We start from the raw sequence: 22,015 nt of genomic DNA on the forward strand, positions 1-22,015 counted from the left end.
CGCCTCGCGGCGGGAACCCTTCACACCAGAGCCCCAATACGGAATCGAACCGTAGACCTTCTCCTTACCATGGAGACGCTCTGCCGACTGAGCTATTGGGGCGAGCGATGAAGACATTACACGCTCGGCTGCCGTTCACCCAAATCCGTTTCGCGGCCCCTCCCTGCGGCCGATCGGCTGACCACACAGACGCCTCGCAGGCCACTGCGCCACCACGGAGCCACCGCGGAGCGGGCCCCTGTTCGGCGGACCACACCAGTACGACTATTGCGCTCCTGCGCGCCAGGGCCGGGTCGCCAGCCTAGGCTCGTCTCACTCTGCGTGATCTTGCGTGCCCGGCGCAGTTCCCCGGCACCGTCCCCACAGCCCCGACGCGCAGCCCCGAGCCTCTGGAACGCGATGCCCGACAGTCAGCCCCAGCCGCCCCACTCGTCGTCCTCGTCGGGCTCGTCCGGACCGGCCGACCCGGCCGCACTGCTGCTGTGCGGAGCGCGGCTCACCGACGGCCGGACCGTGGACGTACGGCTGGTCGGTGGGCGCATCGAGGCGGTCGGTACGGCCGGGAGCCTGGCGGGGGACGGCACGCGCGCGTGCGGCGCGCGCGTGGACCTCAGCGGCTATCTGCTGCTGCCGGCCCCGGCCGAACCGCACGCCCACGGCGACACCGCCCTCTCCGCCGACCAGGGCGGGCCCGTCTCGTACGACCCCCAGGACGTCCAGCGCCGGGCCACCGAGGCCGCCCTGCTCCAGCTCGGGCACGGGGCGACCGCGCTGCGGGCACATGTGCGCGTGGGTGACGTCCAGGGGCTGGGCGCGCTGACCGCCGTACTCCAGGCACGGCGTTCACTGCGCGGACTCACCGAGTTGACGACGGTGGCGATGCCGCGACTGCTGACCGGCGTGGCCGGCGCCGAGGGGCTGGCGATGCTGCGGGACGCGTTGAAGATGGGCGCGTCGGTGGTCGGCGGCTGTCCCGACCTGGACCCTGATCCGACGGGTTACGTGGAGGCGGTCCTGGAGGTCGCCTCGGAGCACGGCTGCCCCGTCGACCTGCACACCGACGCCACCGACCCGGCCCGCCTGGCGCGCCTCGCCGCGATGGCCGGCGGGCTGCGCCCCGGGGTGACCCTCGGGCCGTGCGGCGCCCTCGGACGCCTGCCCGCGCAGGTGGCCTCGCGCACCGCGGACCAACTCGCGGCGGCCGGGGTGACGGTGGTGTGCCTGCCGCAGGGCGGCTGCGCGGGTGTGGAACGGCGGGCCACGGCGCCCGTACGTCTGCTGCGCTCCGCCGGCGTACGGGTCGCGGCGGGGAGCGGCGCCCTGAGGGACGTAGCGAATCCGGTGGGACGCGGTGATCCGCTGGAGGCCGCCTATCTGCTCTCCTCGCGCCATGGGCTGCGCCCAGAGGACTCCTACGACGCGGTGAGCGCGTCGGCCCGTGCGGTGCTGGGCCTGCCGGAGGTGCGCGTCGAGGCGGGCTTCCCGGCGGAGTTGCTGGCGGTGCGCGGGGACCGGCTGGCGGGTGCGCTGTCACTCGCGTACAGCCGCATCGTGGTGCATCGGGGGCGCGTGGTGGCACGGACGAGCGCGGTGCGGGAGTACTGCAACTCGGCTGTGGCCGCGGAGTTGGGGTTGCCTCGGCAGGGGCGGGGGGAGCTGTCCTGAGGGCGGCGGGAGCTGGAGTAGGTGCTCTCCGGCGGTGTGGGCGTGGGGGTGCTTCGGGGGGTGTCGGAGGCTGTGCGCCCAGCGAGGACGGGCGTGTGTACGCGTCTGGGGACGGGCGTGTGCCCGGCGTCCGGGACGGGCGTGCGCCCCACGGACGTAGCTGTGCGCCCCTCGGCGGTGGGCGTGCGCCTGGGCGCGTGAGGCGTGGCTGAAGTCGTGCGGCGGATGCGGCCGTCCGGGCGTACGGTCGGAAACATGCGCATTGTCATCGCTGGTGGTCATGGTCAGATCGCGCTGCGGCTGGAAAAGCTGCTCGCCGCGCGTGGGGACGAGGTCGCGGGAATCATCCGCAAGGCCGAACAGGCCGACGATCTGCGGGAGTCCGGCGCCGAGCCCGTCCTGCTGGACCTGGAGTCGGCCTCGGTCGAGGAGGTCGCGGAACGTTTGCGGGGCGCCGACGCGGCGGTCTTCGCGGCCGGCGCGGGCCCCGGCAGCGGGTCCGCCCGCAAGGACACGGTGGACAAAGGGGCGGCGGTCCTCTTCGCGGACGCGGCGGTGCGGGCGGGCGTACGGCGCTTCGTGATCGTGTCGTCGATGGGCGCGGACCCGAATCACGAAGGCAGCGAGATCTTCGACGTCTACCTGCGCGCGAAGGGCGCGGCCGACGAGTACGTCCGTGGCCTGGACGCCCTGGACTGGACGATCCTGCGTCCCGGCATGCTGACGAACGACGCCGGTACCGGGCAGGTACGCCTTGAGGCCAGCACCGGCCGCGGCCCCATCCCGCGCGACGACGTGGCCGCCGTACTCGCGGAGTTGCTCGACACACCGGCGACGGCCGGCCTGACGCTCGAACTGATCAGCGGATCGGCTCCGGTGTCAGTGGCGGTGAAGTCGGTGGCAGGTAACTGAAGTTGAGCGGCGAGGGCGTGCCCGACGCACAAGAGGCGCTGCTGCGACGCATGTACGAGGTCTTCTCGACGGACGAGCGGGAGCCGTTCATGCAGCGGTGCCTGGCGCCCGACGTGGACTGGCCGAACGTCCTGGACGGTGTCCGGCTGCACGGCCGCGAGGCGGTACGCGCGTACTGGGCACGGCAGTTCGCCGCCGGGCATCCCCTCGTACGGCTGGAGGGTCTGCACCGCGACGCGGACGGCGATGCGGTCGTGGCTACCGTGCGACTCGGGGTGCGCGACGCGTCGGGTGAGCGGTGGGCGGAGGAGACGGTCGAGCATGTGTACCGGTTCGACGGGGACGGGCTGGTGACGCGGATGGATGTCCGAGCGGGCGGCTAGGGAGAGGCCCTCGGAGAGGGGACTCTGGGCTGTCGGAACCGGGGCTGACGAAAACCGGGCGTTCGAAGCCTCAGAACAGCGGAAGTTGCCCAGGGAAATCGGGCACGACGTACCCGTCGAGGGCGGGCTGCGCGGCCCCGAGTTGCGCCTGCCGCCGTGATCCGGGGCACGACATCAGTTCCCCGTTCTCCCGCGCGCCGGGCGGATCGTGCCGCGCGAACCGGCCGGCGACGACGGCGATCTCACGACGGCACTCGGGGCAGCTTCTGCGACGCGTGGCCATGGGGCCAGTGTGCCCCGGCCGTGATCCCGGAACGCGGAAACCCCTCCGCTCTACGTTTCCGCAGATCGGAGGGGGTATCGCTCAGCGTGGCGGCGCCAGGATTCGAACCTGGGAAGGCTGAGCCGGCAGATTTACAGTCTGCTCCCTTTGGCCGCTCGGGCACACCGCCGGGTTTGCTGCCATTCGAACCGCTTTTCGGCGGTGCTCCCTGGCAACGACGTAAACAATACCCGATGCGGAGGGGTGCTTCGCCACCCGATTGATCGCCTCCCGGGGCACGACGGGTGGCTAGGCTTGTCCGGATGCGGCCGGGGCCTGCCCCGGGCTCGGCGGCCACCCCCACGCCCGCCGATACGCACCCAACACGCACCCCGATACAAGGAGCCACAGGACATGGCCGACTCCAGTTTCGACATCGTCTCGAAGGTCGAGCGGCAGGAGGTCGACAACGCCCTCAACCAGGCCGCCAAGGAGATCTCGCAGCGCTACGACTTCAAGGGCGTGGGTGCCTCGATCTCGTGGTCCGGTGAGAAGATCCTGATGGAGGCGAACTCCGAGGACCGGGTGAACGCAGTCCTCGACGTCTTCCAGTCCAAGCTGATCAAGCGCGGGATCTCGCTGAAGGCCCTGGACGCGGGCGAGCCCCAGCTCTCGGGCAAGGAATACAAGATCTTCGCGTCGATCCAGGAGGGCATCTCCCAGGAGAACGCGAAGAAGGTGGCGAAGATCATTCGCGACGAGGGACCGAAGGGTGTCAAGGCTCAGGTGCAGGGCGACGAGCTTCGGGTCAGCTCGAAGAGCCGTGACGACCTGCAGGCCGTGATCGCCCTGCTGAAGGGCAAGGACTTCGACTTCGCGCTGCAGTTCGTGAACTACCGGTGACCCACTGAGTCACCGTCGCAGGAGGTACGAGGAAGGGTGGGCGCCCGTCGGTGCCCACCCTTCTCGCCTGCTGGCCGCGGTCCGGTATGTGCTCCTCGCTCAGTTGCGCGAGTGGCCGAACAGGATGCGGTAGGCGATCAGGAGCACGAGTGAGCCGCCGATCGCGGCGGCCCAGGTGGTGCCGTCGTAGAAGTCCTTGGTGATCGGGTGGTCCAGCCAGCGGGCCGAGATCCAGCCACCGATGAACGCGCCCGCGATGCCGATGATCGTCGTGCCGATGAAGCCGCCCGGGTCTCGGCCCGGCAGCAGGAACTTCGCGATGGCCCCGGCCAACAGCCCCAGGATGATCCAGCTGATGATGGTCATGACCTGAACCTGCCCTTCCGCGCCGTGCTCTCACTGTCCGACCTGTGTGACTTCCGTGCGGACAGTTGGTGCGTGGCGCGACGTGCGTGTGTGCTGCGCGCCGTGTGCCGCTCGGCATTGAGTCCGGCTCGTGGCGCGCCTGTTCGTGCTCTGTTGATGAAGAGGACGTCACTGTGGCACTCCTCGGTTGCACTGATCAGTAGGGTGCGAGCCATGACAGGCTCCAATTCCGTTTCCGAGCTGCGGCGCACCCTGGGGGTCGGGGACGCCGTGGTCATCGGGCTCGGCTCGATGGTCGGCGCCGGAATCTTCGCCGCCCTGGCCCCCGCCGCGCGCGCGGCCGGATCCGGGCTGCTGCTCGGGCTCGCGGTCGCGGCCGTCGTCGCCTACTGCAATGCCACATCGTCGGCACGGCTGGCCGCTCTGTATCCAGCCTCGGGCGGCACGTACGTGTACGGCCGGGAGCGGCTCGGAGAGTTCTGGGGATACCTCGCCGGCTGGTCCTTCGTCGTCGGCAAGACGGCCTCCTGTGCTGCGATGGCGCTCACCGTGGGCGCGTACGTCTGGCCGGGGCAGGCGCACGCGGTCGCGGTGGCGGCCGTGGTGGCGCTGACCGCGGTGAACTACGGCGGCGTCCAGAAGTCCGCCTGGCTGACGCGGGCGATCGTTGCGGTGGTCCTGGCTGTCCTCGCTTGTGTGGTGGTCGTGTGTCTGGGGTCCGGGGAGTCCAATGCCGGGCGCCTGGACATCGGGGCCTCGGGCGGCGTGGACGGGGTGCTGCAGGCGGCGGGGCTGCTGTTCTTCGCGTTCGCCGGGTACGCACGGATCGCGACCCTCGGCGAGGAGGTGCGGGACCCCGCGCGCACCATCCCCCGGGCGATTCCGCTGGCCCTGGGCATCGCGCTGGTGGTGTACGCGTGTGTGGCGGTGGCTGTCCTTTCCGTGCTGGGGCCGGAGGTTCTCGGGGACGCGGACGCGCCGCTGGCCGACGCGGTCCGGGCGGCCGGGGTACCCGGGCTGGCCCCCGTGGTGCGAGTGGGCGCCGCTGTCGCCGCGCTGGGCTCGCTGCTCGCTCTGATCCTGGGCGTCTCGCGGACGACGCTGGCCATGGCCCGCGACCGGCATCTGCCCGGTGCCCTGGCAGCCGTGCATCCACGTTTCCAGGTGCCGCACCGGGCCGAGCTGGCCGTGGGTGCGGTGGTCGCGGTCCTGGCCGCCACGGTGGATGTGCGGGGCGCGATCGGGTTCTCCTCCTTCGGTGTGCTGGCGTACTACGCGGTGGCCAACGCGTCCGCCTGGACTCTCGACTCGAAGCCGGCCGCGCGGATCGTGCCGGCGGTGGGGCTGCTCGGTTGCGTGGTGCTGGCGTTCTCCCTTCCGGGGATATCGGTCGTTGCCGGTGCGGGGGTGCTGGCGGTGGGTGTAGTCGCGTATGGGGTGCGGCGGTGGGTGGCGGAGCGGTCGGGTGGGCGGGCGCGGTAGGGCGGCGTAGGGGTGTGAGTCGCTGACGTGAGTAGCTGGTTTGAGTCCGCTGGTGTGACTTCCCGGTGTGGGCCCGTGGTGTGAGTCGGTGGTCGCCGCTGTGGTGGGGTGGGGCGTAGGGCCGTGCGGCAAGGCGGAAGCGCAGCAGGGCGGTAAGGCGAGTGGCAGTGGGCTGTAAAGCGGAACGGCAGTGGAGCAGCAGGGCGTGCCGGACGTCATCGCAGCGAGTCGTCCGCTCGGCGCCGACCGGCCCCAGTCGGCAACCGCCCGTTCGCGCGTCCTCAGGACGCCCGAGTCGTCGCCGCTCGTATGCGGAAGTCGGCCCAAGGGACCATCTCCAGCTCCTCGTTCATCTCCTCGTACCAGCCCGTGCCGTCGACCCAGGCGCGCAGCCAGTCGGTGAGGCTCGGGGCGTCCACGTACCACGCCTGGTCGGCGTCGTCGGCGTTCGGTTCGAAGAGCAGGACGGTGGCCTGGGGGCTGTGGCAGTCCACGCACGCGTACATCGCGCAGCCCCAGTGGGATATCGGCAGGACGCCTTCGGGCCAGGGCCAGTCGGGATCCTTGCGGGCACTCTCACGGTTGGCGAGGTACTGCAGGACGGCGGCGGGCTCACCGGCGGGAGGGCTGTCGAGCAGGGGCAACAGACCGTACTCCGGTCCAAATCCGCCGTCTCCTATGCTCAGGTAGAGGTCGGCGAGCAGCGGGGGCAGGCGGAAGCCGAGGGTGGCCTCGGCACGGGCCAGAATGGCCGCGTCCACGGGCTCCGGGAGTGAAGTCCAGCCCCACGGGCGGGTGTTGCGGGCCTTGTCCGCCACCCTCGTCAGCAACTGCTCGTTCTCGGTCATGCGTTCATGATGCAAGCCGCCACTGACAATCGGTCCGGCCTGTGGACAACCACCGAGTTGTGGAAACCCGGTGGTCTACGCAGCCCCGGTCCCGCAGCTCTACCGGCGCCCCACAGCGTTACCAGCGTGACGAGAACGGCTGGTCCGACCGCACGATTTCGCGGCCCAGCGGGAACAGCGACACCGGGATCAGCTTGAAGTTGGCGATGCCGAACGGGATACCGATGATCGTGATGCAGAGGGCGAGGCCCGTGACGATGTGGCCGATGGCCAGCCACCAGCCCGCGAGGACCAGCCACAGGACGTTTCCTATGCAGGACGGCGCTCCGGCGTCGCGGCGCTCGACCGTGGTGTACCCGAAGGGCCACAGGGCGTAGATGCCGATACGGAAGGCCGCGATGCCGAACGGGATGCCGATGATCGTGATGCAGAGCAGGAGGCCCGCGAGCAGATAGCCGAGGAACAGCCAGAAGCCGCTCAGGACGAGCCAGATGACGTTGAGGATGGTCTTCACTGTGGGGGGCCTGCCATCTTTTCGAGCCGGGCGATACGGTCCGCCATCGGCGGGTGGGTGGAGAACATTCTGGAGAACCCCTGACCCGGGCGGAAGGGGTTAGCGATCATCATGTGGCTGGCGGTCTCGATGCGGGGCTCGGGGGGCAGCGGGAGCTGCTTGGTGCCGAGTTCGAGCTTGCGCAGGGCGCTGGCGAGAGCGAGCGGGTCGCCGGTGAGCTGGGATCCGGACGCGTCGGCCTCGTACTCCCTGGAGCGGCTGATGGCCAACTGGATGAGTGTGGCGGCGAGCGGGCCCAGGATCATGATCAGCAGGAGGCCGAGGATGCCGGGGCCGTCGTCGTCATCGGAGCGGCCGATCGGGATCAGCCAGGCGAAGTTGACCAGGAACATGATCACCGAGGCGAGAGCGCCGGCGACCGATGAGATCAGGATGTCACGGTTGTAGACGTGGCTCAGCTCGTGGCCGATGACGCCGCGCAGCTCGCGCTCGTCGAGGATGCGCAGGATGCCTTCGGTACAGCACACGGCGGCGTTGCGCGGGTTGCGGCCCGTCGCGAACGCGTTCGGCGCCTCCGTCGGCGAGATGTAGAGGCGGGGCATGGGCTGGCGCGCCTGGGTGGAGAGCTCGCGGACCATGCGGTAGAGCCCCGGGGCCTCGAACTCGCTGACCGGGCGGGCGCGCATCGCGCGTAGCGCCAGCTTGTCGCTGTTCCAGTACGCGTACGCGTTCGTTCCCAGCGCGATCAGGACCGCGACGACGAGCCCCATACGGCCGAAGAAGCTGCCGATGACGATGATGAGTGCGGACAGTCCCCCGAGGAGTACTGCGGTCCTGAGCCCGTTGTGCCGGCGGTGCACGGTACGCCCTCCAAGTGGTGCGGCAGGGGAACCCTTTGCTGGTCGATCTCCGATGCCACTGGTGTCGTCGTGTCACGTCCAGTGGACCCTTCCGTACTGGTCAACGCCAGGCGAGGGCCACGGGTTCCCTGGTGGGTACGGCGGCGGGCGTGGGCCGACCGGGTGAAGGCGCCGGCACGCGCGCGGGGGCATGGGTGCGGCACGCGCGCGTGCTGAACGTGCCAGGGCTCACAACGCCGGCGTAGTGCGCCAGGGCTCAGAAGAGTCCGGTGTCGGCGAAGCGCAGGATCAGCTGAGGCGCGCCGGACAGGGCGATGGCGACGACGCCGGTGAGGGCCAGCGTGGCCGTCACGGGAGCGGGGACGAGGTGCTTGACGGGCTCGCCCTCCGGGGCGCGGAAGAGCACTGCCGTCCACTGGAGGTAGTAGTACAGCGCGATCACGACGTTGACGGCCATGATCACGGCGAGCCAGCCGAGGCCCGCGTCGACGGCGGCGGAGAAGACGGTGACCTTGGCGAACAGGCCGATGATGCCCGGCGGGAGTCCGGCGAGGCAGAGCAGGAAGAAGGCCAGGACCAGTGCCGACAGCGGGTTGCGCTGGTACAGGCCGCGGTAGTCGCTGATGCGGTTGAGGGTCTTTGTACGGCCGACGAGTGCGGCCACCGCGAAGGCGCCCAGGTTCACGGCGCCGTACATGAGGGCGTAGGCGACGGTGGAGCCGATGGATCGCTCGGCGTCGTCGGAGTACGCGGCGGCGGCGATCGGCACCAGGAGGTAGCCGGCCTGGCCGACGGAGGACCAGGCGAGCAGGCGTACCGCGCTGTACGCGCGCGTGGCCTGCTGGCGCAGGGCACCTACGTTGCCGACGGTCATGGTGAGGGCGGCGAGCGCCGCGAGGGCGGGGCCCCAGACGTCGGCGTAGGACGGGAGGGCGATGACCGTGACGAGGATCAGCCCGGTGAAGCCGACCGCCTTGCCGACGACCGACAGATAGGCGGCGACCGGCAGGGGTGCTCCGACATAGGTGTCCGGCACCCAGAAGTGGAAGGGCACGGCGGCGGTCTTGAAGGCGAAGCCGACCAGGGTGAGGACGACTCCGGTCTGGGCGAGGATCTCGAGCTGTCCGTCGACGTTCTGGATCCGCTCGGCGATCTGGGTGAGGTAGAGGGTGCCCGTGGAGGCGTACACGAAGCTGATGCCCATGAGGCTGACCGCGGTCGCGGTGACCGACGACAGGAAGAACTTCAGGGCCGCTTCGGAGGACTTGCGGTCACCGTAGCGGAGGCCGACCAGGGCGAATGCGGGGAGAGAGGCGACTTCGAGGGCGACGATGAGGGTCGCCAGGTCCCGGGAGGCCGGCAGGAGGGCGGCTCCGGCTGCGGAGGAGAGCAGGAGGAACCAGAACTCCCCTTCGGGGAGTCCTTTGTTGGCGTCCTTGAGGGCGGTGACCGAGAGGAGGGCCGCGAGGAGGGCGCCGCCGAGGACCAGGAACTGGATCACGAGGGTGAAGCGGTCCGCCGTGTAGCTGCAGACGCCGGGGTCGCCGGTGAGGCAGAAGGTGGAGCGATCGCCGTCCAGGAGGGGCAGCAGCAGGAGCGCGGAGGCAGCCAGGCCGACCACGGAGGTCCAGCCGAGCAGCGCCTTCTTGTTCTCCGCGACGAACAGGTCGGCGACGAGGACCACGAGTCCCACGACCGCCGCGATGGTGGGCGGCGCGATGGCGAGCCAGTCGACGGACTGGACCACCGACTCGGCCAGGGGCTGGGCCAGGGAGCTCATCGGGTGCCTCCTGCGAGGAGCTGCTGCACGGCCGGGTCGGTCAGGCCGAGGAGGGTCTTCGGCCACAGTCCGGCGACGACGGTGAGGGCGACGAGCGGGGTCCAGGCCGCGTACTCGTAGCTCTGGACGTCGGCGAGCTTCGGGGCGTCCTGCGGTACTGCGCCCATGCAGACGCGGCGGACCACGACGAGCAGGTACGCGGCCGTGAGCAGGGTGCCGAAGGCGCCGATCGCCATGAAGGTGAGGAACGCCGGGCGGCTGAGCTCGGCGGCGGGCTGGAACGCGCCGAACAGCGCGAGCATCTCGCCCCAGAACCCGGCGAGACCCGGAAGCCCGAGCGAGGCGACCGCCCCGAAGGCGAGCAGGCCGCCGAAGCGCGGGGCCTTGCCGTACAGCGCGGCCCCGGTCTGCTCGGCGAGGGCGTCGAGGTCGGTCGTGCCCGTACGGTCCTTCAGCGCGCCGACCAGGAAGAAGAGCAGGCCGGTGATCAGGCCGTGGGCGATGTTGGCGAACAGGGCGCCGTTCACGCCGGTCGGGGTCATCGTGGCGATGCCGAGCAGCACGAAGCCCATGTGGCCGACGGAGGAATAGGCGATGAGGCGCTTGAGGTCGCCCTTCGCGCCCCGTTTGGCGAGGGCGAGGCAGGCCAGGGATCCGTAGATGATCCCGACGACGGCGAAGGCGGCGAGATACGGCGCGAAGTCGGTGAACCCGTCGGGGGTGATCGGCAGCAGGATTCGGACGAAACCGTACGTGCCCATCTTCAGCAGGACGCCGGCCAGCAGGACCGAGCCGACGGTCGGCGCGGCGGTGTGGGCGTCGGGCAGCCAGCTGTGCAGCGGCCACATCGGTGTCTTGACCGCGAGCCCGATCCCGATCGCCAATACTGCGATGACCTGCACGGATGCGGTCAGCGACCGGCCGTTGTCAGTGGCGAGTGCCACCATGTCGAATGTGCCCGCCTTGATTCCGATCAGGAGCAGGCCGAGCAGCATGACCACGGAGCCGAGCAGCGTGTAGAGGATGAATTTCCAGGCGGCCTCGGCCCGGCCCTCACCGCCCCAGCGGGCGATGAGGAAGTACATCGGGATCAGGACCATCTCGAAGGCGAGGAAGAACAGCAGCAGGTCGAGGACGGCGAAGGTGGCGAGGGTGCCGGACTCGAGGACGAGCAGCAGTGCGACGAAGGCCTTCGGGGACGGGCCCGACGGCATCTTGAAGTACGAGTAGAGCGCGCACAGGAAGGTCAGCAGCGCGGTCAGGACCAGAAGGGGGAGGGAGATGCCGTCGATGCCGAGGTGGATGCGTACGTCGAGTGCGGGGATCCAGCTGATGTCCGTGCTGGCCTGCATCTTCGACGGCTGGTCGTGGTCGAAGCCGAGCGCGAGGACGATCGCGGCGATGAGGACCGCGCCGGTGACGGTGACGCCGTGCCGGAGTACGGCCTGCTCGGGCGACTTCCCTTTCAGCCCGGGCGGGGCCGGCAGGAGAGCGGCGGCCGCGCCGAGAAGCGGGCCGACGACGACGAACGCCAGAAGGAACTGCATCACGGACTCGTTGATATCGATCACGCCTGCTCACGCTCCCATGGCGACGAGGACGGCGGCGACCGCGAGGACGACGGTGCCGGCGAGCAGCGCGCTCACATAGGTCTGCACATTGCCGGTCTGGGCGCGCCGTACGGCGATGCCGAGCCAGCGGGGTAGAGCACCCGCCCCACGCACGTAGGTGTCGACGACCTCACGGTCGAGGAATCGGACGAGGCTCGCGCCGCCCTGGACAGGGCGGACGAACAGCGCCCGGTACACCTCGTCGAGGTGAAAGCCGACGGCCGCGGGGCGGTGCAGCGGGCCGAGCAGCAGTCGGCCGGGGTCCGCCGGGTCCGGGGCGTAGGCCACTCCCCCGTACACGGGCGCGTGACTGGCGATGGCCTCCGCCTCGACCTGGGCGGCGTCGCCCTCGGGATGGGCCGCGACCGCACCCAGCGGGACACGGGCCGCGAGCGAGGTCGTGTGTCGCCAGGCCGCGTAGGTGACGATGCCGCCGATCAGGGCCATGCCCGTGCCGAGGACGGAGGTGGTGAGGGTCGGGGCGAGGTCGCGGCCGTCGAACCAGTCCGGGAGCACGCGGTACGCGAGCGCGCCGACGGCGAGGGACGGCACGGCCAGCACCCACAGCACCACGGTCATCGTCAGCGGCTGCCTGCCGTGGTCGGGGGCCTCGGCGCCCCGGCCGCGGAAGGCCAGCAGCCACAAGCGCATCGCGTACGCGGCGGTGAGCAGGGCGGTGACCACGCCGGCGATCAGGACGGTCCAGCCCGCGGCGCCGGGGGCGTGCTCGGTGTGGCCGGTGGCGACGTGCTCGGCGGCGCCGAGGACGGACTCCTTGGAGAAGAAGCCGCTGAACGGCGGGATCGCGGCGAGCGCGAGGAGCGCCACGGTCATCGTCCAGAAGGCGTCCGGGACGCGGTCGCGCAGGTGGCTCATGCGCGACATGGCGGCCAGTGAGTTGGTGCCGGCGGCGTGGATGATCACGCCGGCCGCGAGGAAGAGCAGCGCCTTGAAGGCGCCGTGGGAGAGGAGGTGGAAGACGGCGGCACCGCGGTCGGCGACAGCGAGGGCGCCGGTCATATAGCCGAGTTGGCCGATCGTCGAGTAGGCGAGGACGCGCTTGATGTCGTCCTGGGCGAGCGCGGCGAGGCCGGAGCCGATCATCGTGACGGCGGCCATGACGGCGAGGACGATCATCGCGGCCTGGGAGGCCTCGAAGACGGGGAGGAGTCGGGCGATGAAGTAGACACCGGCGGCGACCATCGTCGCGGCGTGGATCAGCGCGGAGACGGGCGTCGGGCCCGCCATCGCGTCGGGGAGCCAGGTGTGCAGCGGGAACTGCGCCGACTTGCCTGCCACTCCCGCGAGGAGCAGCAGGGCGATCAGTGTCGGGTGGTCGAGTCCGCCGCTCGCGACGGTGCCGAGGACCTTCGTGATGCGGAAGGAACCGGCGTCGGTGGCCAGGGCGAACAGGCCGATGAGGAAGGGGACGTCACCGAGCTTGGTGACCAGGAAGGCCTTGATGGAGGCGGCGCGGGCCTCCGGGGTCTCCCAGTAGTGGCCGACCAGGAAGTACGAGCAGATGCCCATGATCTCCCAGCCGACCAGCAGCACCATCAGGTCGCCGGAGTAGACGACGAGCAGCATCGCGGAGGTGAACAGGGAGACGAGCGCGGCGTACGAGGGGTAGCGCGGGTCCTCGCGCAGGTAGCCGGTCGAGTAGATCTGCACGCAGGTCGCGACGACGCCGACCAGGACGGCGACCAGGGCTGCGAAGCCGTCGATGTGCAGGGCGAGCTCGATCGGGACCGAGCCGGTGGGCGTGAGCTCGGTGGCGGCGTTGATCGCTTGGTCTCCGCCCTGGCGCACGGCGACCACCGCGGCGAGTACCAGGGACGCGAGCGTCGGCACGACGGCGAGCGGGCGGACGAATCCGGGGGCCGTGCGGCCCAGCAGCAGGCCGGCCGAGGCGCCCAGGAAGGGGAGGAGGGGGACGAGTGCGGCGAGGGTGGTCGTGGTCACGCGGTGGCCTCAGCCTTCTCGGCCTGCCCGGTCGTGAGGGCGTCGTGGTCGGGGCCGTCGGTGTCGTGGCTCTCGGCGGTGTCGCGGAGCTTGTCGATGTCCGAGGTGCCGCGGTTGCGGTGGACGGCGAGGACGATCGCCAGGCCGATGCCGATCTCGGCGGCGGCGATGGTGATGGTGAACAGGGTCAGGGCCTGGCCGGAGTGCAGGGTCTCCTCGGCGGTCTTGCTGAGCCAGACGTCAAAGGCGACCAGGTTGAGGTTGACGGCGTTGAGCATCAGCTCGACCGACATCAGGACCAGGATCGCGTTGCGGCGGGCGAGGACGCCGTACAGGCCGGTGCAGAAGAGGAGGGCGGAGAGTACGGCGGGGTAGGCGAGGTGCATCAGCGCGGCTCCTTCTCGCTCGGGGCGCCGGGCTCGGTGGCGGCGGTGGCGGAGGCGCCAGTGCCGGGCCGGTCGGCGGGAGTCGGAGCGGAGACGCCCGCGCCGGGCTGTTCGGCTGTTTCCTTCGCCTTGCGGGACAGGACGATCGCGCCGACCAGGGCGGCGAGGAGGAGGACGGAGAGGCCCTCGAAGGGGAGGACCCAGTTCTGGAAGAGGCTCTCGCCGGTGGCTCTGGTGGAGCCGGCGGCGGGGCCGTCGAGGTCGATCCAGGTCGTGCGGAAGGCGTCGACGACCACCCAGATCAAGGTGGCCGCACTGGCGACGGCCACGGTGAGGGCGGCCCAGCGGTTGCCGGAGTCGGCGTCCGGGGAGCGGCCGATGGGGGCCTTGGTGAGCATCAGACCGAACAGAAGGAGGACGACGACGGAACCGACGTAGATGAGGACCTGCACCCAGGCGATGAACTCGGCGGTGAGCAGGAGGAACTCGACTGCGAGGCCGCCGAGAGTGACCACCAGCCACAGGGCGGCGTGCACCAGCTGCCGGGTGGTGACGGTGACCAGCGCGGCGCCGAAGGTGACCAGGCCGACCAGGAGGAAGGCGATCTCGACTCCGGTCGGGGAGAGGAAGCCGTGGGTGTCGGTGGCGGCCGTGGTGGTCGGATGTGCCGCGAGGATGCCGGCGGTTGCGGCGAGGATCATTCCCGGCCCTCCTGCTTCGGCTGGTCCGTCTGCTGCTTGGACTCCCCCGCCGGTCGTGTGGGCTGCCCGGCGGCGCGGGCCTGCTCGTCCGCGTGCGGCTCGGTCGTGCTGGGGGCGGGGGGTTCGGCGGCTGCGGCCTGCTGCTGGGCGGCCAGCTTCTCGGCGGTCTTGCGGGCGGCGGCGATCTCCTTGGGCTCCTCCGCACCGGGGTCAAGGGCGGGCGGGGCCGGGACGGTCCACATCCACTCGCGGAGCTTGTCGCGTTCGTGGGTGAGGTCGCGGATGTCGGTCTCGGCGTACTCGAACTCCGGGGACCAGAACAGGGCGTCGAAAGGACAGACCTCGATGCAGATACCGCAGTACATGCACAGGGAGAAGTCGATGGCGAAGCGGTCGAGGACGTTGCGGCTGCGTTCGCGGCCGCCGGGGGTCGCTGCCGGGACCGTCTCCTTGTGGGAGTCGATGTAGATGCACCAGTCCGGGCATTCGCGGGCGCACAGCATGCAGACCGTGCAGTTCTCCTCGAACAGTCCGATCACGCCGCGGGTGCGGGGCGGGAGGTCGGGCTGAGTGTCCGGGTACTGCGCGGTGACGGACTTCCTCGTCATCGTGCGGAGGGTGACGGCCAGGCCCTTGGCGAGGCCACTTCCAGGAATGGCCATGGTTACTGGATCACCACCTTGACGACGCCGGTGAGGGCGATCTGGGCGAGGGAGAGGGGGACGAGGAGGGTCCAGGAGAGCTTCTGGAGCTGGTCCTCGCGCAGTCGGGGGTAGGTGACGCGGAGCCAGATCACGATGAAGGCGAGGACGGCCGTCTTCAGCAGGGTCCAGACCCAGCCGAGGCCGTCGGCGCCCCAGGGGCCGTGCCAGCCGCCCAGGAAGAGGACGGTGGTCAGGCCGCACAGGACCACGATTCCGGCGTACTCGGCGAGGAGGAAGAGGGCGAAGCGGAGGCCGGTGTACTCGGTGTAGGCGCCGAAGATGATCTCCGAGTCGGCGACGGGCATGTCGAACGGCGGGCGCTGGAGTTCGGCGAGTCCGGCGACGAAGAAGACGATCGCGCCGACGATCTGCCAGGGCAGCCACCACCACTCGAAGGCGTCGAGGATGCCGGGAAGGGAGACGGTGCCGGCCGCCATCGCGACGGAGGCGGCGGTCAGCAGCATCGGGAGTTCGTAGGCGAGGAGCTGGGCGGCGGTGCGCAGGCCGCCGAGGAGGGAGAACTTGTTGGCGGAGGCCCAGCCGGCCATGAGCGAGCCGAGGACGCCTACGCCCATGACCGCGAGGACGAAGAAGATGCCGGCGTCGATGACCTCGCCGACCGCGCCCTCGCCCGGGCCGATGGGGATGGCGAGGAGGACGAGCAGGTACGGGAGGAGGGCCACAGCGGGGGCGAGCTGGAAGATGCGGCGGTCCGCGCCGGCGGGGACGACGTCCTCCTTCTGCGCGAACTTCACGCCGTCGGCGACGAGCTGGGCCCAGCCGTGGAAGCCGCCGGCGTACATCGGGCCGAGGCGGCCCTGCATGTGGGCCATCACCTTGTGCTCGGTCTGGCCGATGATCAGGGGGAAGGTGAGGAAGACGACGAAGACGATCAGGAGTCGCAGGGTGACGTCGAGCGCGTCGTTCACTGCGGGCCTCCTGCGGGATCGGTGGGGTCGTCGTCTGAGTCCGGGGACTGCTCGGGGTTGGCTGCCCGGTCCCTCTTGGGGGTGGGCTCGGCGGCGGTCGCCTCGCCGGGGTCGGACTGCTCTGGTGCCGGCTCGGGTTGCGGGTCGGGCTCGACCTGGCGGCTGGTTTCCGGTTCGTCGAAGGCCGGGCGGGCGTGGTGCCACGGGGCGTCCGGGCTGCGGGGGGCCGTGGGGGTCCTCGGAGACGCAGAAGCATCGGACGCCGCCGCACCGGAGGCGGCCTTGTCGGGAGCCTTGCCGGAGGCGGCCTCATCGGACAGGGGCTCATCGGACACGGGCTCATCGGGAGCGTCAACTGCCCTCTGGCTCGCCGAGCCCTCCGAGGCGCTGCGCGAACGGCGAGGGCCGCTCGGGGCGCTCCCCGTTCCAGGGCGCTGTGATGCAGAGCCTTCGCTCGCGCTGCGGGTACGCCGGGCCGACGGGGTGGTGGGCGCGGTCGGTGAGGTGCTGGGTGCCGCCGTTCCCCGGCCGTCCCCCTCTGCGCGCTCGTCCGCTCCCTCGGTTGTTGTGTCCGTCAGCGCCTCGGCCCGCTGGCTCACCGAGCCCTCGCCGGCAGTCCGCGCGCGGCGTGGCGCGGCCGGCGTGCCGGATGCGGTCGGCGTCGTGCCGGTATCCGCGGGGGACGAGCCTGCCTCCCTCGCCGGCTCGGCACCCGCAGCAGCGGTCTGGCCGGCCGAACCCTCGGCCGCCGTACGCGTCCGCCGCACCGCACCGGCCGCCGGTGCCCCAGCCGCAGACTCCCCACCCTGGCTCGCCGAACCCTCCGCCGCCGAACGAGCCCGCCGTGGCACCGCACCCCCCTCCGGAGCTCCGGCCGACGCACCGGCCTGGCTCGCCGACCCCTCCGCCGCCGTACGCGTACGCCGCACCGGCCGCTCCCCCGCAGCCCGCGCCGGCCGCTCCCCAGCTGCACGTCCCGCGCCCCTGGCCGGGCGGGCCGGGGCAGGGGGTAGCTGGCCCTTCAGGGGGCCCCATTCGTTGGGGTCGGGGACGCCGGGCGGGAGCATCTGGCGGCGCTTGGGGCCGCCGTGTTCCGACTCGCCGGGTTCCTTGGCGCCGGGCCAGGCCTTGGCGACGCGGGCCGCCAGGACGAAGTCCTTGCGCAGGGGGTGGCCCTCGAAGTTCTCCGGGAGGAGCAGGTGGTCCAAGGCAGGGTGGTCGGCGAACCGCACGCCGAACATCTCGTGCGTCTCGCGTTCGTGCCAGGCCGCGCCCGCGTAGACGCCGACCGCGGAGGGCAGCGTCGGGGCCTCATGCGGGACCGTCGTACGGACCAGCAGGCGTCGTACCGGAGACAGAGCCGCCACGTGGGCGGCGACGCGGAAGCCCGTGCCCGGTTCGTCGACCGCGCTCAGCCAGTCGAAGTAGGTGCAGCCCAGCTCGTCGCGGGCCGTCTCCAGCGCCACGAGCCAGGATGCGGGGGGTACGTCGACGGTCAGGACCTCATACGACTCCTCGGCCGTGGCCTCCGCGCCGAAGAGGTCCTCGACGGGGGCGGGCAGCCAGCCGATCGTCGTCATCGGGCCGCCTCCCCCGTGCCGCCAGTATCGGCAACACCGTCAGCAGCACCATCGGCCCCGCTGCTACCAGGGGCGCCGCCAGAACCCTCAGCACCACCACCGACCCCCGCCACCCCAGGCCCCCGCACCAGCCCACTCTGCAGAGCCGCCGTCGACGGACGCCCCGCCGCGCCCGCGTACCGCTCCCCGAGCGACTCCCGCGCGATCTTCTCCTGGAGCTTCAGGATCCCTTGGAGCAGCGCCTCGGGGCGTGGCGGGCAGCCGGGGACGTACACGTCCACCGGGATGATCTGGTCGACGCCCTTGGTGACGGAGTAGGAGTCCCAGTACGGGCCCCCGCAGTTCGAGCAGGCCCCGAAGGAGATGACGTACTTCGGCTCGGGCATCTGTTCGTACAGGCGCTTCACGGCCGGGGCCATCTTGTCCGTCACCGTGCCGGAGACGACCATCAGGTCGGCCTGGCGCGGGCCGGGCGCGAAGGGGATCACGCCGAGGCGGATGAAGTCGTGGCGGGCCATCGACGCGGCGATGAACTCGATCGCGCAGCAGGCGAGGCCGAAGTTGAAGACCCAGAGCGAGTAGCGGCGGCCCCAGTTCAGGATCACCTTCATCGGCTCGGGAGCGAGGCGGGCCAGCGCGCCCAGCCGCTTCGGTTCCGGCAACAGAACCGGCTGCTCGTTGGTGTCTGGCGTCACGTCCATGCCAGAACGCCCTTCTTGTATGCGTAGAGCAGACCCACGGCCAGGAAGCCGAGGAAGACGAACATCTCGACGAGCGTGGTCGCGCCGTAGCCGGGGTCGGCGAAGACCGTCGCCCAGGGGAACAGGAAGATCGAGTCGATGGCGAAGATCACGTACAGGAAGGCGTACACGTAGTAGCGGACCTGGGTGTGGGCCCAGCCCTCGCCGACGGGGTCGACGCCGCACTCGTACGTCAGCAGCTTCTCGGGCGTGGGGACCACGGGGCGCAGCAGTCGGCCCGCCCCGAAGGCGACGGCGACGAACAGCACGCCGATGACGGCTAGCAGTCCGACGACCGAGTAGGACTGGAAGTAGTCCGCCGAGACGACGACGTAGTGCGCATCCGCCGCGACGACGACGGTCTGTTCCGACACGTCCGTCCCTCGCTCCCTGACCTCGTGACCGATGCCCCAGGAAACAGGCCCTGGGACCAGTGTCCTGCGAAATGTGATCTCGTGAACACCACTGTTCGACGATCTGTACGCACGGGAGTCTAGGCCCTGCTAAAGACAGCGTAAGCAGCCCGTCACGCGTTGAGATCTCGTCGAGATGCGACGGCGGACGCGGGCCCACGGCCCGGCCGGTCCCGAGGGTGGGGATTTCCCCCGGAGATCACGGCGGTCCGCCTCATGGCGCGACGGCGTACCGCGCGGCACGCTAGCCCATATGACCGAACGCCCCAGCCCATCGCGGAACGCCGCCGGGCGGCCCGACAGCGACCAGCCGCCGTTGCCACCTGCCCGTTTCGCCTACGACCGGACCACATGGAAGGAGATCGCGCACCTCCTGGCGAACCTTCCCGTGTCGCTGCTCGGCTTCGTCTACGTCGTGACGGTGCTGTTCACCGGTGCCTGGCTGACCGTGACGGTGATCGGGTTCCCGCTGCTCGCGGCCGGGCTGATGGGCGCGCGGCAGTTGGGCAAGCTGGAGCGGGCACGCGCGCGTGCGCTGCTCGGGGTGCGGGTGGACGAGCCGAGCCCGCTGCCGTTGCGTGGCAGCAGGAACGGCTTCTTCCCGCAGCTGTGGCTGGCACTGAAGGACCCGGTGGGCTGGCGGACGGTCCTGTACGACTTCATCCGGCTGCCCTGGGGCATCCTCACCTTCACCATCACGCTGACCTCGCTGTTCGTGCTGTGGCCGGTGCTGCCCTTCATCGCGCGGGGTCTGGCCAACGCGGACCGGGCGATGGTGCGCGGCCTGCTGTCGCCCTCCGACGAGCTGGAGCGCCGTATCGCCGAACTGGAGTCGGACCGGGGGGTCGTCGTGGATACGGCGGCCGCCGATCTGCGGCGCATCGAGCGCGATCTGCACGACGGCGCGCAGGCTCGCCTCGTCAACCTCGCCATGGGCCTGGGTTTGGCCAAGGAGAAGCTCCTCGAGGACCCCGACTCGGCGGCGGCGATGGTCGAGGAGGCGCACGGCGAGGTGAAGCTCGCACTGCAGGAGCTGCGCGATCTGGCGCGCGGCATCCATCCGGCCGTCCTCACCGACCGCGGCCTGGACGCCGCCCTGTCGGCGGTCGCCTCGCGCTGCACGGTGCCGGTGAAGGTGACGGTCGACCTGCTGTCCAGACCGGCCGCGGCCATCGAGGGCATCGCCTACTTCACCGTCTCCGAGCTGCTGCAGAACATCAGCAAGCACAGTTGGGCGAAGACGGCGTCGGTCGATGTGTGGCGGTCGGACGACCGGCTGCTCATCCAGGTGTGGGACGACGGCCGCGGTGGCGCGAGCCTCGACGGCGGCACGGGCATGCGCGGGCTCGCCGACCGGCTGGACGCGGTGGACGGCCTGTTCGTCATCGAGTCACCGCAGGGCGGCCCTACGACGGTGACGGCCGAGCTGCCCTGGCGGGACCGCGTCCCCGGGCAGGGGTAGGGAAAACCCCCCGTTCAAGACGCCGACGGCCTCCATGTTCCCCGGACCCGGCGTCGAGGAGGGTGGAGGTACGACGCAACAGCCCCGGCGGGGCTGACGGGACGAGGAGAACGGACGGCGCCGATGGCCACGGAGTACGGACAGGGCTACGGGCACGGGCTCGGCTTCCCCGAGCGCGGCCTCCCCGAGCACGGCGGCGAACGACGGCACCGGCTGCCGGCCGGGCTGCGGGCGCCGTTCGAGGCGCGCAGTTGGCGCGAGTTCGGGTATGTGCTGCTGAGCCTGCCGATCAGCATCCTGCTGTTCGTGTACGCCATCACCATGGTGTCGCTGGGCGCGGGCCTGCTGGTGACGTTCCTCGGCATCCCGGTGCTGGCGGCGGCCCTCGCCGGCTGCCGGGGGTTCGGCGCGTTGGAGCGGGCACGCGCGCGTGCGCTGCTCGACCTGAACGTGGCCGAGCCGGAGCCGCTGCGGATGCGACGGCGCGGCTTCATGGCCTGGATGGGCGCGGTACTGAAGAGCGGCACGTCGTGGCGGACCCTGCTGTACGCGGTGCTGCACTTCCCGTGGGCGGTGTTCTCCTTCGTCGTCGCCGTGAACGTCTGGGCGTACGGCTGGGCGCTGCTCACCTATCCGCTGTGGTTCTGGGTTTTCCCGGTGTGGGCGGGCCAGGACGGCCTTCAGCTGTACGGCGACGGGACCCACCGCATCTACCTCGACAACCCCTTCGAGATCACGGTGACCGCGCTGGTCGGCCTGCTCTTCACCCTCGCGACTCCCTGGATCGTCCGGGCGCTGACGATGGTCGACCGGGTGATGGTGCACGGCCTGCTCGGGCCGTCCCGGCTGGCCACGCGTGTGGTGGAGCTGGAGTCCGACCGCGGTGTCGTGGTCGATACGGCGGCTGCCGACCTGCGGCGCATCGAGCGCGACCTGCACGACGGCGCCCAGGCCCGCCTGGTGGCCCTGGCCATGGATCTGGGCCTCGCGAAGGAGAAGCTCGCGGAGGACCCGCAGGCCGCGGCCCGGATGGTGGACGAGGCGCACGGCGAGGTGAAGACGGCCCTGCAGGAGCTGCGGGATCTGGCACGCGGCATCCATCCGGCGGTGCTGACGGACCGGGGGCTGGACGCGGCCCTGTCCGCGGTGGCCTCGCGGTGCGCGGTACCGGTGGAGGTACAGGTAGACCTGGAGGAGCGGCCGGTGCCGGCGATCGAGGGGATCGCGTACTTCACGGTGTCGGAGCTGCTCCAGAACATCAGCAAGCACTCGCGGGCCACCTGGGCGGCCGTGGATGTGTGGCGGGTGGAGAACCGGCTGATGCTGCAGGTCGTGGACAACGGGGTCGGTGGCGCGGGCACCTCCGGCGGCTCGGGGCTGTCGGGACTGGCCGAGCGGCTGGACGCGGTCGACGGGATCCTGGTGGTCGACTCGCCGGTCGGCGGGCCCACCCGGGTGACGGCGGAGCTTCCCTGGCGGACCGTGTAGTTCGGAGGGTGCCGTTCGGGTGCCGTTCGGGGGTGCCCTTCGGCGTCCCACTGACATAGGGATCC

At 70.9% G+C, this 22,015-nt stretch carries 22 protein-coding genes and 2 tRNA genes; 7 read left to right on the forward strand and 17 right to left on the reverse strand.

The window, feature by feature from the left end; translation table 11 throughout:
- Positions 1-29: 29 nt before the first annotated feature.
- Positions 30-102 (reverse strand) — tRNA-Thr (locus IF78_RS0122480).
- 297 nt (positions 103-399) lie between these two features.
- On the opposite strand from IF78_RS0122480, the gene IF78_RS0122485 reads away from it, so the two are divergent.
- The 3 genes from IF78_RS0122485 (at position 400) to IF78_RS0122495 (ending at position 2,960) form a co-directional block, all read left to right on the forward strand.
- Positions 400-1,665, forward strand: coding sequence for an amidohydrolase family protein (locus IF78_RS0122485; protein WP_031477906.1), 1,266 nt, complete (start codon positions 400-402; stop codon positions 1,663-1,665).
- A 255-nt stretch (positions 1,666-1,920) separates the two neighbouring features.
- Positions 1,921-2,577, forward strand: a complete 657-nt coding sequence (locus IF78_RS0122490) for an SDR family oxidoreductase (RefSeq protein ID WP_031477908.1) — start codon at positions 1,921-1,923, stop codon at positions 2,575-2,577.
- A 17-nt stretch (positions 2,578-2,594) separates the two neighbouring features.
- Positions 2,595-2,960: a nuclear transport factor 2 family protein gene (locus IF78_RS0122495; protein WP_037641012.1), complete on the forward strand. Its 366-nt coding sequence runs from the start codon at positions 2,595-2,597 to the stop codon at positions 2,958-2,960.
- Between the two features lie 70 nt (positions 2,961-3,030).
- On the opposite strand, the gene IF78_RS46350 is transcribed toward IF78_RS0122495, so the two are convergent.
- Both IF78_RS46350 and IF78_RS0122500 read right to left on the reverse strand, forming a co-directional pair.
- Positions 3,031-3,243 (reverse strand): hypothetical protein, encoded by a 213-nt coding sequence (locus tag IF78_RS46350; protein ID WP_078662546.1) that lies wholly within the window; start codon positions 3,241-3,243, stop codon positions 3,031-3,033.
- 87 nt (positions 3,244-3,330) lie between these two features.
- Positions 3,331-3,412: transfer RNA gene (locus IF78_RS0122500), tRNA-Tyr, on the reverse strand.
- A gap of 224 nt (positions 3,413-3,636) precedes the next feature.
- Between IF78_RS0122500 and IF78_RS0122505 the strand changes: the two genes are divergently transcribed.
- A complete protein-coding gene (locus tag IF78_RS0122505; RefSeq protein WP_031477911.1) occupies positions 3,637-4,125 on the forward strand; it encodes a YajQ family cyclic di-GMP-binding protein in 489 nt (162 codons plus the stop codon).
- A 99-nt stretch (positions 4,126-4,224) separates the two neighbouring features.
- Here IF78_RS0122505 and IF78_RS0122510 read toward each other — a convergent pair whose 3' ends face one another.
- Positions 4,225-4,491: a GlsB/YeaQ/YmgE family stress response membrane protein gene (locus IF78_RS0122510; RefSeq protein ID WP_031477913.1), complete on the reverse strand. Its 267-nt coding sequence runs from the start codon at positions 4,489-4,491 to the stop codon at positions 4,225-4,227.
- Positions 4,492-4,704: 213 nt separating this feature from the next.
- Here IF78_RS0122510 and IF78_RS0122515 point away from each other — a divergent pair, with 213 nt between their 5' ends.
- The gene (locus IF78_RS0122515; RefSeq protein WP_031477915.1) at positions 4,705-5,973 is read left to right on the forward strand and encodes an APC family permease; all 1,269 of its coding nucleotides are present in this window, start codon (positions 4,705-4,707) and stop codon (positions 5,971-5,973) included.
- A 281-nt stretch (positions 5,974-6,254) separates the two neighbouring features.
- Here IF78_RS0122515 and IF78_RS0122520 read toward each other — a convergent pair whose 3' ends face one another.
- The 13 genes from IF78_RS0122520 to IF78_RS0122580 form a co-directional block, all read right to left on the reverse strand.
- Positions 6,255-6,821, reverse strand: a complete 567-nt coding sequence (locus tag IF78_RS0122520) for an SMI1/KNR4 family protein (protein WP_031477917.1) — start codon at positions 6,819-6,821, stop codon at positions 6,255-6,257.
- Positions 6,822-6,939: 118 nt separating this feature from the next.
- Positions 6,940-7,335 carry a YccF domain-containing protein gene (locus IF78_RS0122525; protein ID WP_031477918.1) on the reverse strand — a complete coding sequence of 132 codons (396 nt, stop codon included), beginning with the start codon at positions 7,333-7,335 and terminating at the stop codon, positions 6,940-6,942.
- A complete protein-coding gene (gene htpX, locus IF78_RS0122530) occupies positions 7,332-8,195 on the reverse strand; it encodes a zinc metalloprotease HtpX (RefSeq protein WP_031477920.1) in 864 nt (287 codons plus the stop codon). Before htpX ends, IF78_RS0122525 begins: the two co-directional genes overlap by 4 nt.
- 256 nt (positions 8,196-8,451) lie before the next feature.
- Positions 8,452-9,975: an NADH-quinone oxidoreductase subunit N gene (locus IF78_RS0122535; protein ID WP_031477922.1), complete on the reverse strand. Its 1,524-nt coding sequence runs from the start codon at positions 9,973-9,975 to the stop codon at positions 8,452-8,454.
- A complete protein-coding gene (locus tag IF78_RS0122540) occupies positions 9,972-11,546 on the reverse strand; it encodes a complex I subunit 4 family protein (RefSeq protein WP_031477923.1) in 1,575 nt (524 codons plus the stop codon). Before IF78_RS0122540 ends, IF78_RS0122535 begins: the two co-directional genes overlap by 4 nt.
- 6 nt (positions 11,547-11,552) lie before the next feature.
- On the reverse strand, positions 11,553-13,547 hold the full coding sequence (locus IF78_RS0122545) for an NADH-quinone oxidoreductase subunit 5 family protein (RefSeq protein ID WP_031477925.1): 1,995 nt from the start codon (positions 13,545-13,547) through the stop codon (positions 11,553-11,555).
- Positions 13,544-13,933 carry an NADH-quinone oxidoreductase subunit NuoK gene (gene nuoK, locus IF78_RS0122550; RefSeq protein WP_031477927.1) on the reverse strand — a complete coding sequence of 130 codons (390 nt, stop codon included), beginning with the start codon at positions 13,931-13,933 and terminating at the stop codon, positions 13,544-13,546. The genes IF78_RS0122545 and nuoK overlap by 4 nt, the downstream gene beginning before the upstream one ends.
- Positions 13,933-14,634, reverse strand: a complete 702-nt coding sequence (locus IF78_RS0122555) for an NADH-quinone oxidoreductase subunit J family protein (protein ID WP_031477928.1) — start codon at positions 14,632-14,634, stop codon at positions 13,933-13,935. The genes nuoK and IF78_RS0122555 overlap by 1 nt, the downstream gene beginning before the upstream one ends.
- Positions 14,631-15,296: a NuoI/complex I 23 kDa subunit family protein gene (locus tag IF78_RS0122560; protein ID WP_031477930.1), complete on the reverse strand. Its 666-nt coding sequence runs from the start codon at positions 15,294-15,296 to the stop codon at positions 14,631-14,633. Before IF78_RS0122560 ends, IF78_RS0122555 begins: the two co-directional genes overlap by 4 nt.
- A 2-nt stretch (positions 15,297-15,298) precedes the next feature.
- Positions 15,299-16,267, reverse strand: a complete 969-nt coding sequence (locus tag IF78_RS0122565; protein WP_031477932.1) for a complex I subunit 1/NuoH family protein — start codon at positions 16,265-16,267, stop codon at positions 15,299-15,301.
- Positions 16,264-17,847 carry an NADH-quinone oxidoreductase subunit C gene (locus IF78_RS0122570; protein WP_031477934.1) on the reverse strand — a complete coding sequence of 528 codons (1,584 nt, stop codon included), beginning with the start codon at positions 17,845-17,847 and terminating at the stop codon, positions 16,264-16,266. The genes IF78_RS0122565 and IF78_RS0122570 overlap by 4 nt, the downstream gene beginning before the upstream one ends.
- Entirely contained in the window at positions 17,844-18,548 is a 705-nt protein-coding gene (locus IF78_RS0122575; protein ID WP_037640990.1) for an NADH-quinone oxidoreductase subunit B, read from the reverse strand. The genes IF78_RS0122570 and IF78_RS0122575 overlap by 4 nt, the downstream gene beginning before the upstream one ends.
- Entirely contained in the window at positions 18,539-18,961 is a 423-nt protein-coding gene (locus IF78_RS0122580; protein ID WP_031477938.1) for an NADH-quinone oxidoreductase subunit A, read from the reverse strand. Before IF78_RS0122580 ends, IF78_RS0122575 begins: the two co-directional genes overlap by 10 nt.
- 292 nt (positions 18,962-19,253) lie before the next feature.
- Here IF78_RS0122580 and IF78_RS0122585 point away from each other — a divergent pair, with 292 nt between their 5' ends.
- Positions 19,254-20,462: a sensor histidine kinase gene (locus IF78_RS0122585; protein ID WP_031477940.1), complete on the forward strand. Its 1,209-nt coding sequence runs from the start codon at positions 19,254-19,256 to the stop codon at positions 20,460-20,462.
- Between the two features lie 123 nt (positions 20,463-20,585).
- Positions 20,586-21,950, forward strand: a complete 1,365-nt coding sequence (locus tag IF78_RS0122590; protein ID WP_031477941.1) for a sensor histidine kinase — start codon at positions 20,586-20,588, stop codon at positions 21,948-21,950.
- Positions 21,951-22,015: the final 65 nt, after the last annotated feature.

It is taken from the genome of Streptomyces bicolor, from assembly GCF_000719285.1.
Classification (GTDB): domain Bacteria; phylum Actinomycetota; class Actinomycetes; order Streptomycetales; family Streptomycetaceae; genus Streptomyces; species Streptomyces bicolor.

What these genes read in the sequence shown, in the direction of transcription:
- IF78_RS0122485 (WP_031477906.1), top strand. Translation starts at nt 400, where the DNA reads ATGCCCGACAGTCAGCCCCAGCCGCCCCACTCGTCGTCCTCGTCGGGC.
- IF78_RS0122490 (WP_031477908.1), top strand. Translation starts at nt 1,921, where the DNA reads ATGCGCATTGTCATCGCTGGTGGTCATGGTCAGATCGCGCTGCGGCTG.
- IF78_RS46350 (WP_078662546.1), bottom strand. Translation starts at nt 3,243, where the DNA reads ATGGCCACGCGTCGCAGAAGCTGCCCCGAGTGCCGTCGTGAGATCGCC.
- IF78_RS0122505 (WP_031477911.1), top strand. Translation starts at nt 3,637, where the DNA reads ATGGCCGACTCCAGTTTCGACATCGTCTCGAAGGTCGAGCGGCAGGAG.
- IF78_RS0122510 (WP_031477913.1), bottom strand. Translation starts at nt 4,491, where the DNA reads ATGACCATCATCAGCTGGATCATCCTGGGGCTGTTGGCCGGGGCCATC.
- IF78_RS0122515 (WP_031477915.1), top strand. Translation starts at nt 4,705, where the DNA reads ATGACAGGCTCCAATTCCGTTTCCGAGCTGCGGCGCACCCTGGGGGTC.
- IF78_RS0122520 (WP_031477917.1), bottom strand. Translation starts at nt 6,821, where the DNA reads ATGACCGAGAACGAGCAGTTGCTGACGAGGGTGGCGGACAAGGCCCGC.
- IF78_RS0122535 (WP_031477922.1), bottom strand. Translation starts at nt 9,975, where the DNA reads ATGAGCTCCCTGGCCCAGCCCCTGGCCGAGTCGGTGGTCCAGTCCGTC.
- nuoK (WP_031477927.1), bottom strand. Translation starts at nt 13,933, where the DNA reads ATGCACCTCGCCTACCCCGCCGTACTCTCCGCCCTCCTCTTCTGCACC.
- IF78_RS0122555 (WP_031477928.1), bottom strand. Translation starts at nt 14,634, where the DNA reads ATGATCCTCGCCGCAACCGCCGGCATCCTCGCGGCACATCCGACCACC.
- IF78_RS0122560 (WP_031477930.1), bottom strand. Translation starts at nt 15,296, where the DNA reads ATGGCCATTCCTGGAAGTGGCCTCGCCAAGGGCCTGGCCGTCACCCTC.
- IF78_RS0122570 (WP_031477934.1), bottom strand. Translation starts at nt 17,847, where the DNA reads ATGACGACGATCGGCTGGCTGCCCGCCCCCGTCGAGGACCTCTTCGGC.
- IF78_RS0122575 (WP_037640990.1), bottom strand. Translation starts at nt 18,548, where the DNA reads ATGGACGTGACGCCAGACACCAACGAGCAGCCGGTTCTGTTGCCGGAA.
- IF78_RS0122585 (WP_031477940.1), top strand. Translation starts at nt 19,254, where the DNA reads ATGACCGAACGCCCCAGCCCATCGCGGAACGCCGCCGGGCGGCCCGAC.
- IF78_RS0122590 (WP_031477941.1), top strand. Translation starts at nt 20,586, where the DNA reads ATGGCCACGGAGTACGGACAGGGCTACGGGCACGGGCTCGGCTTCCCC.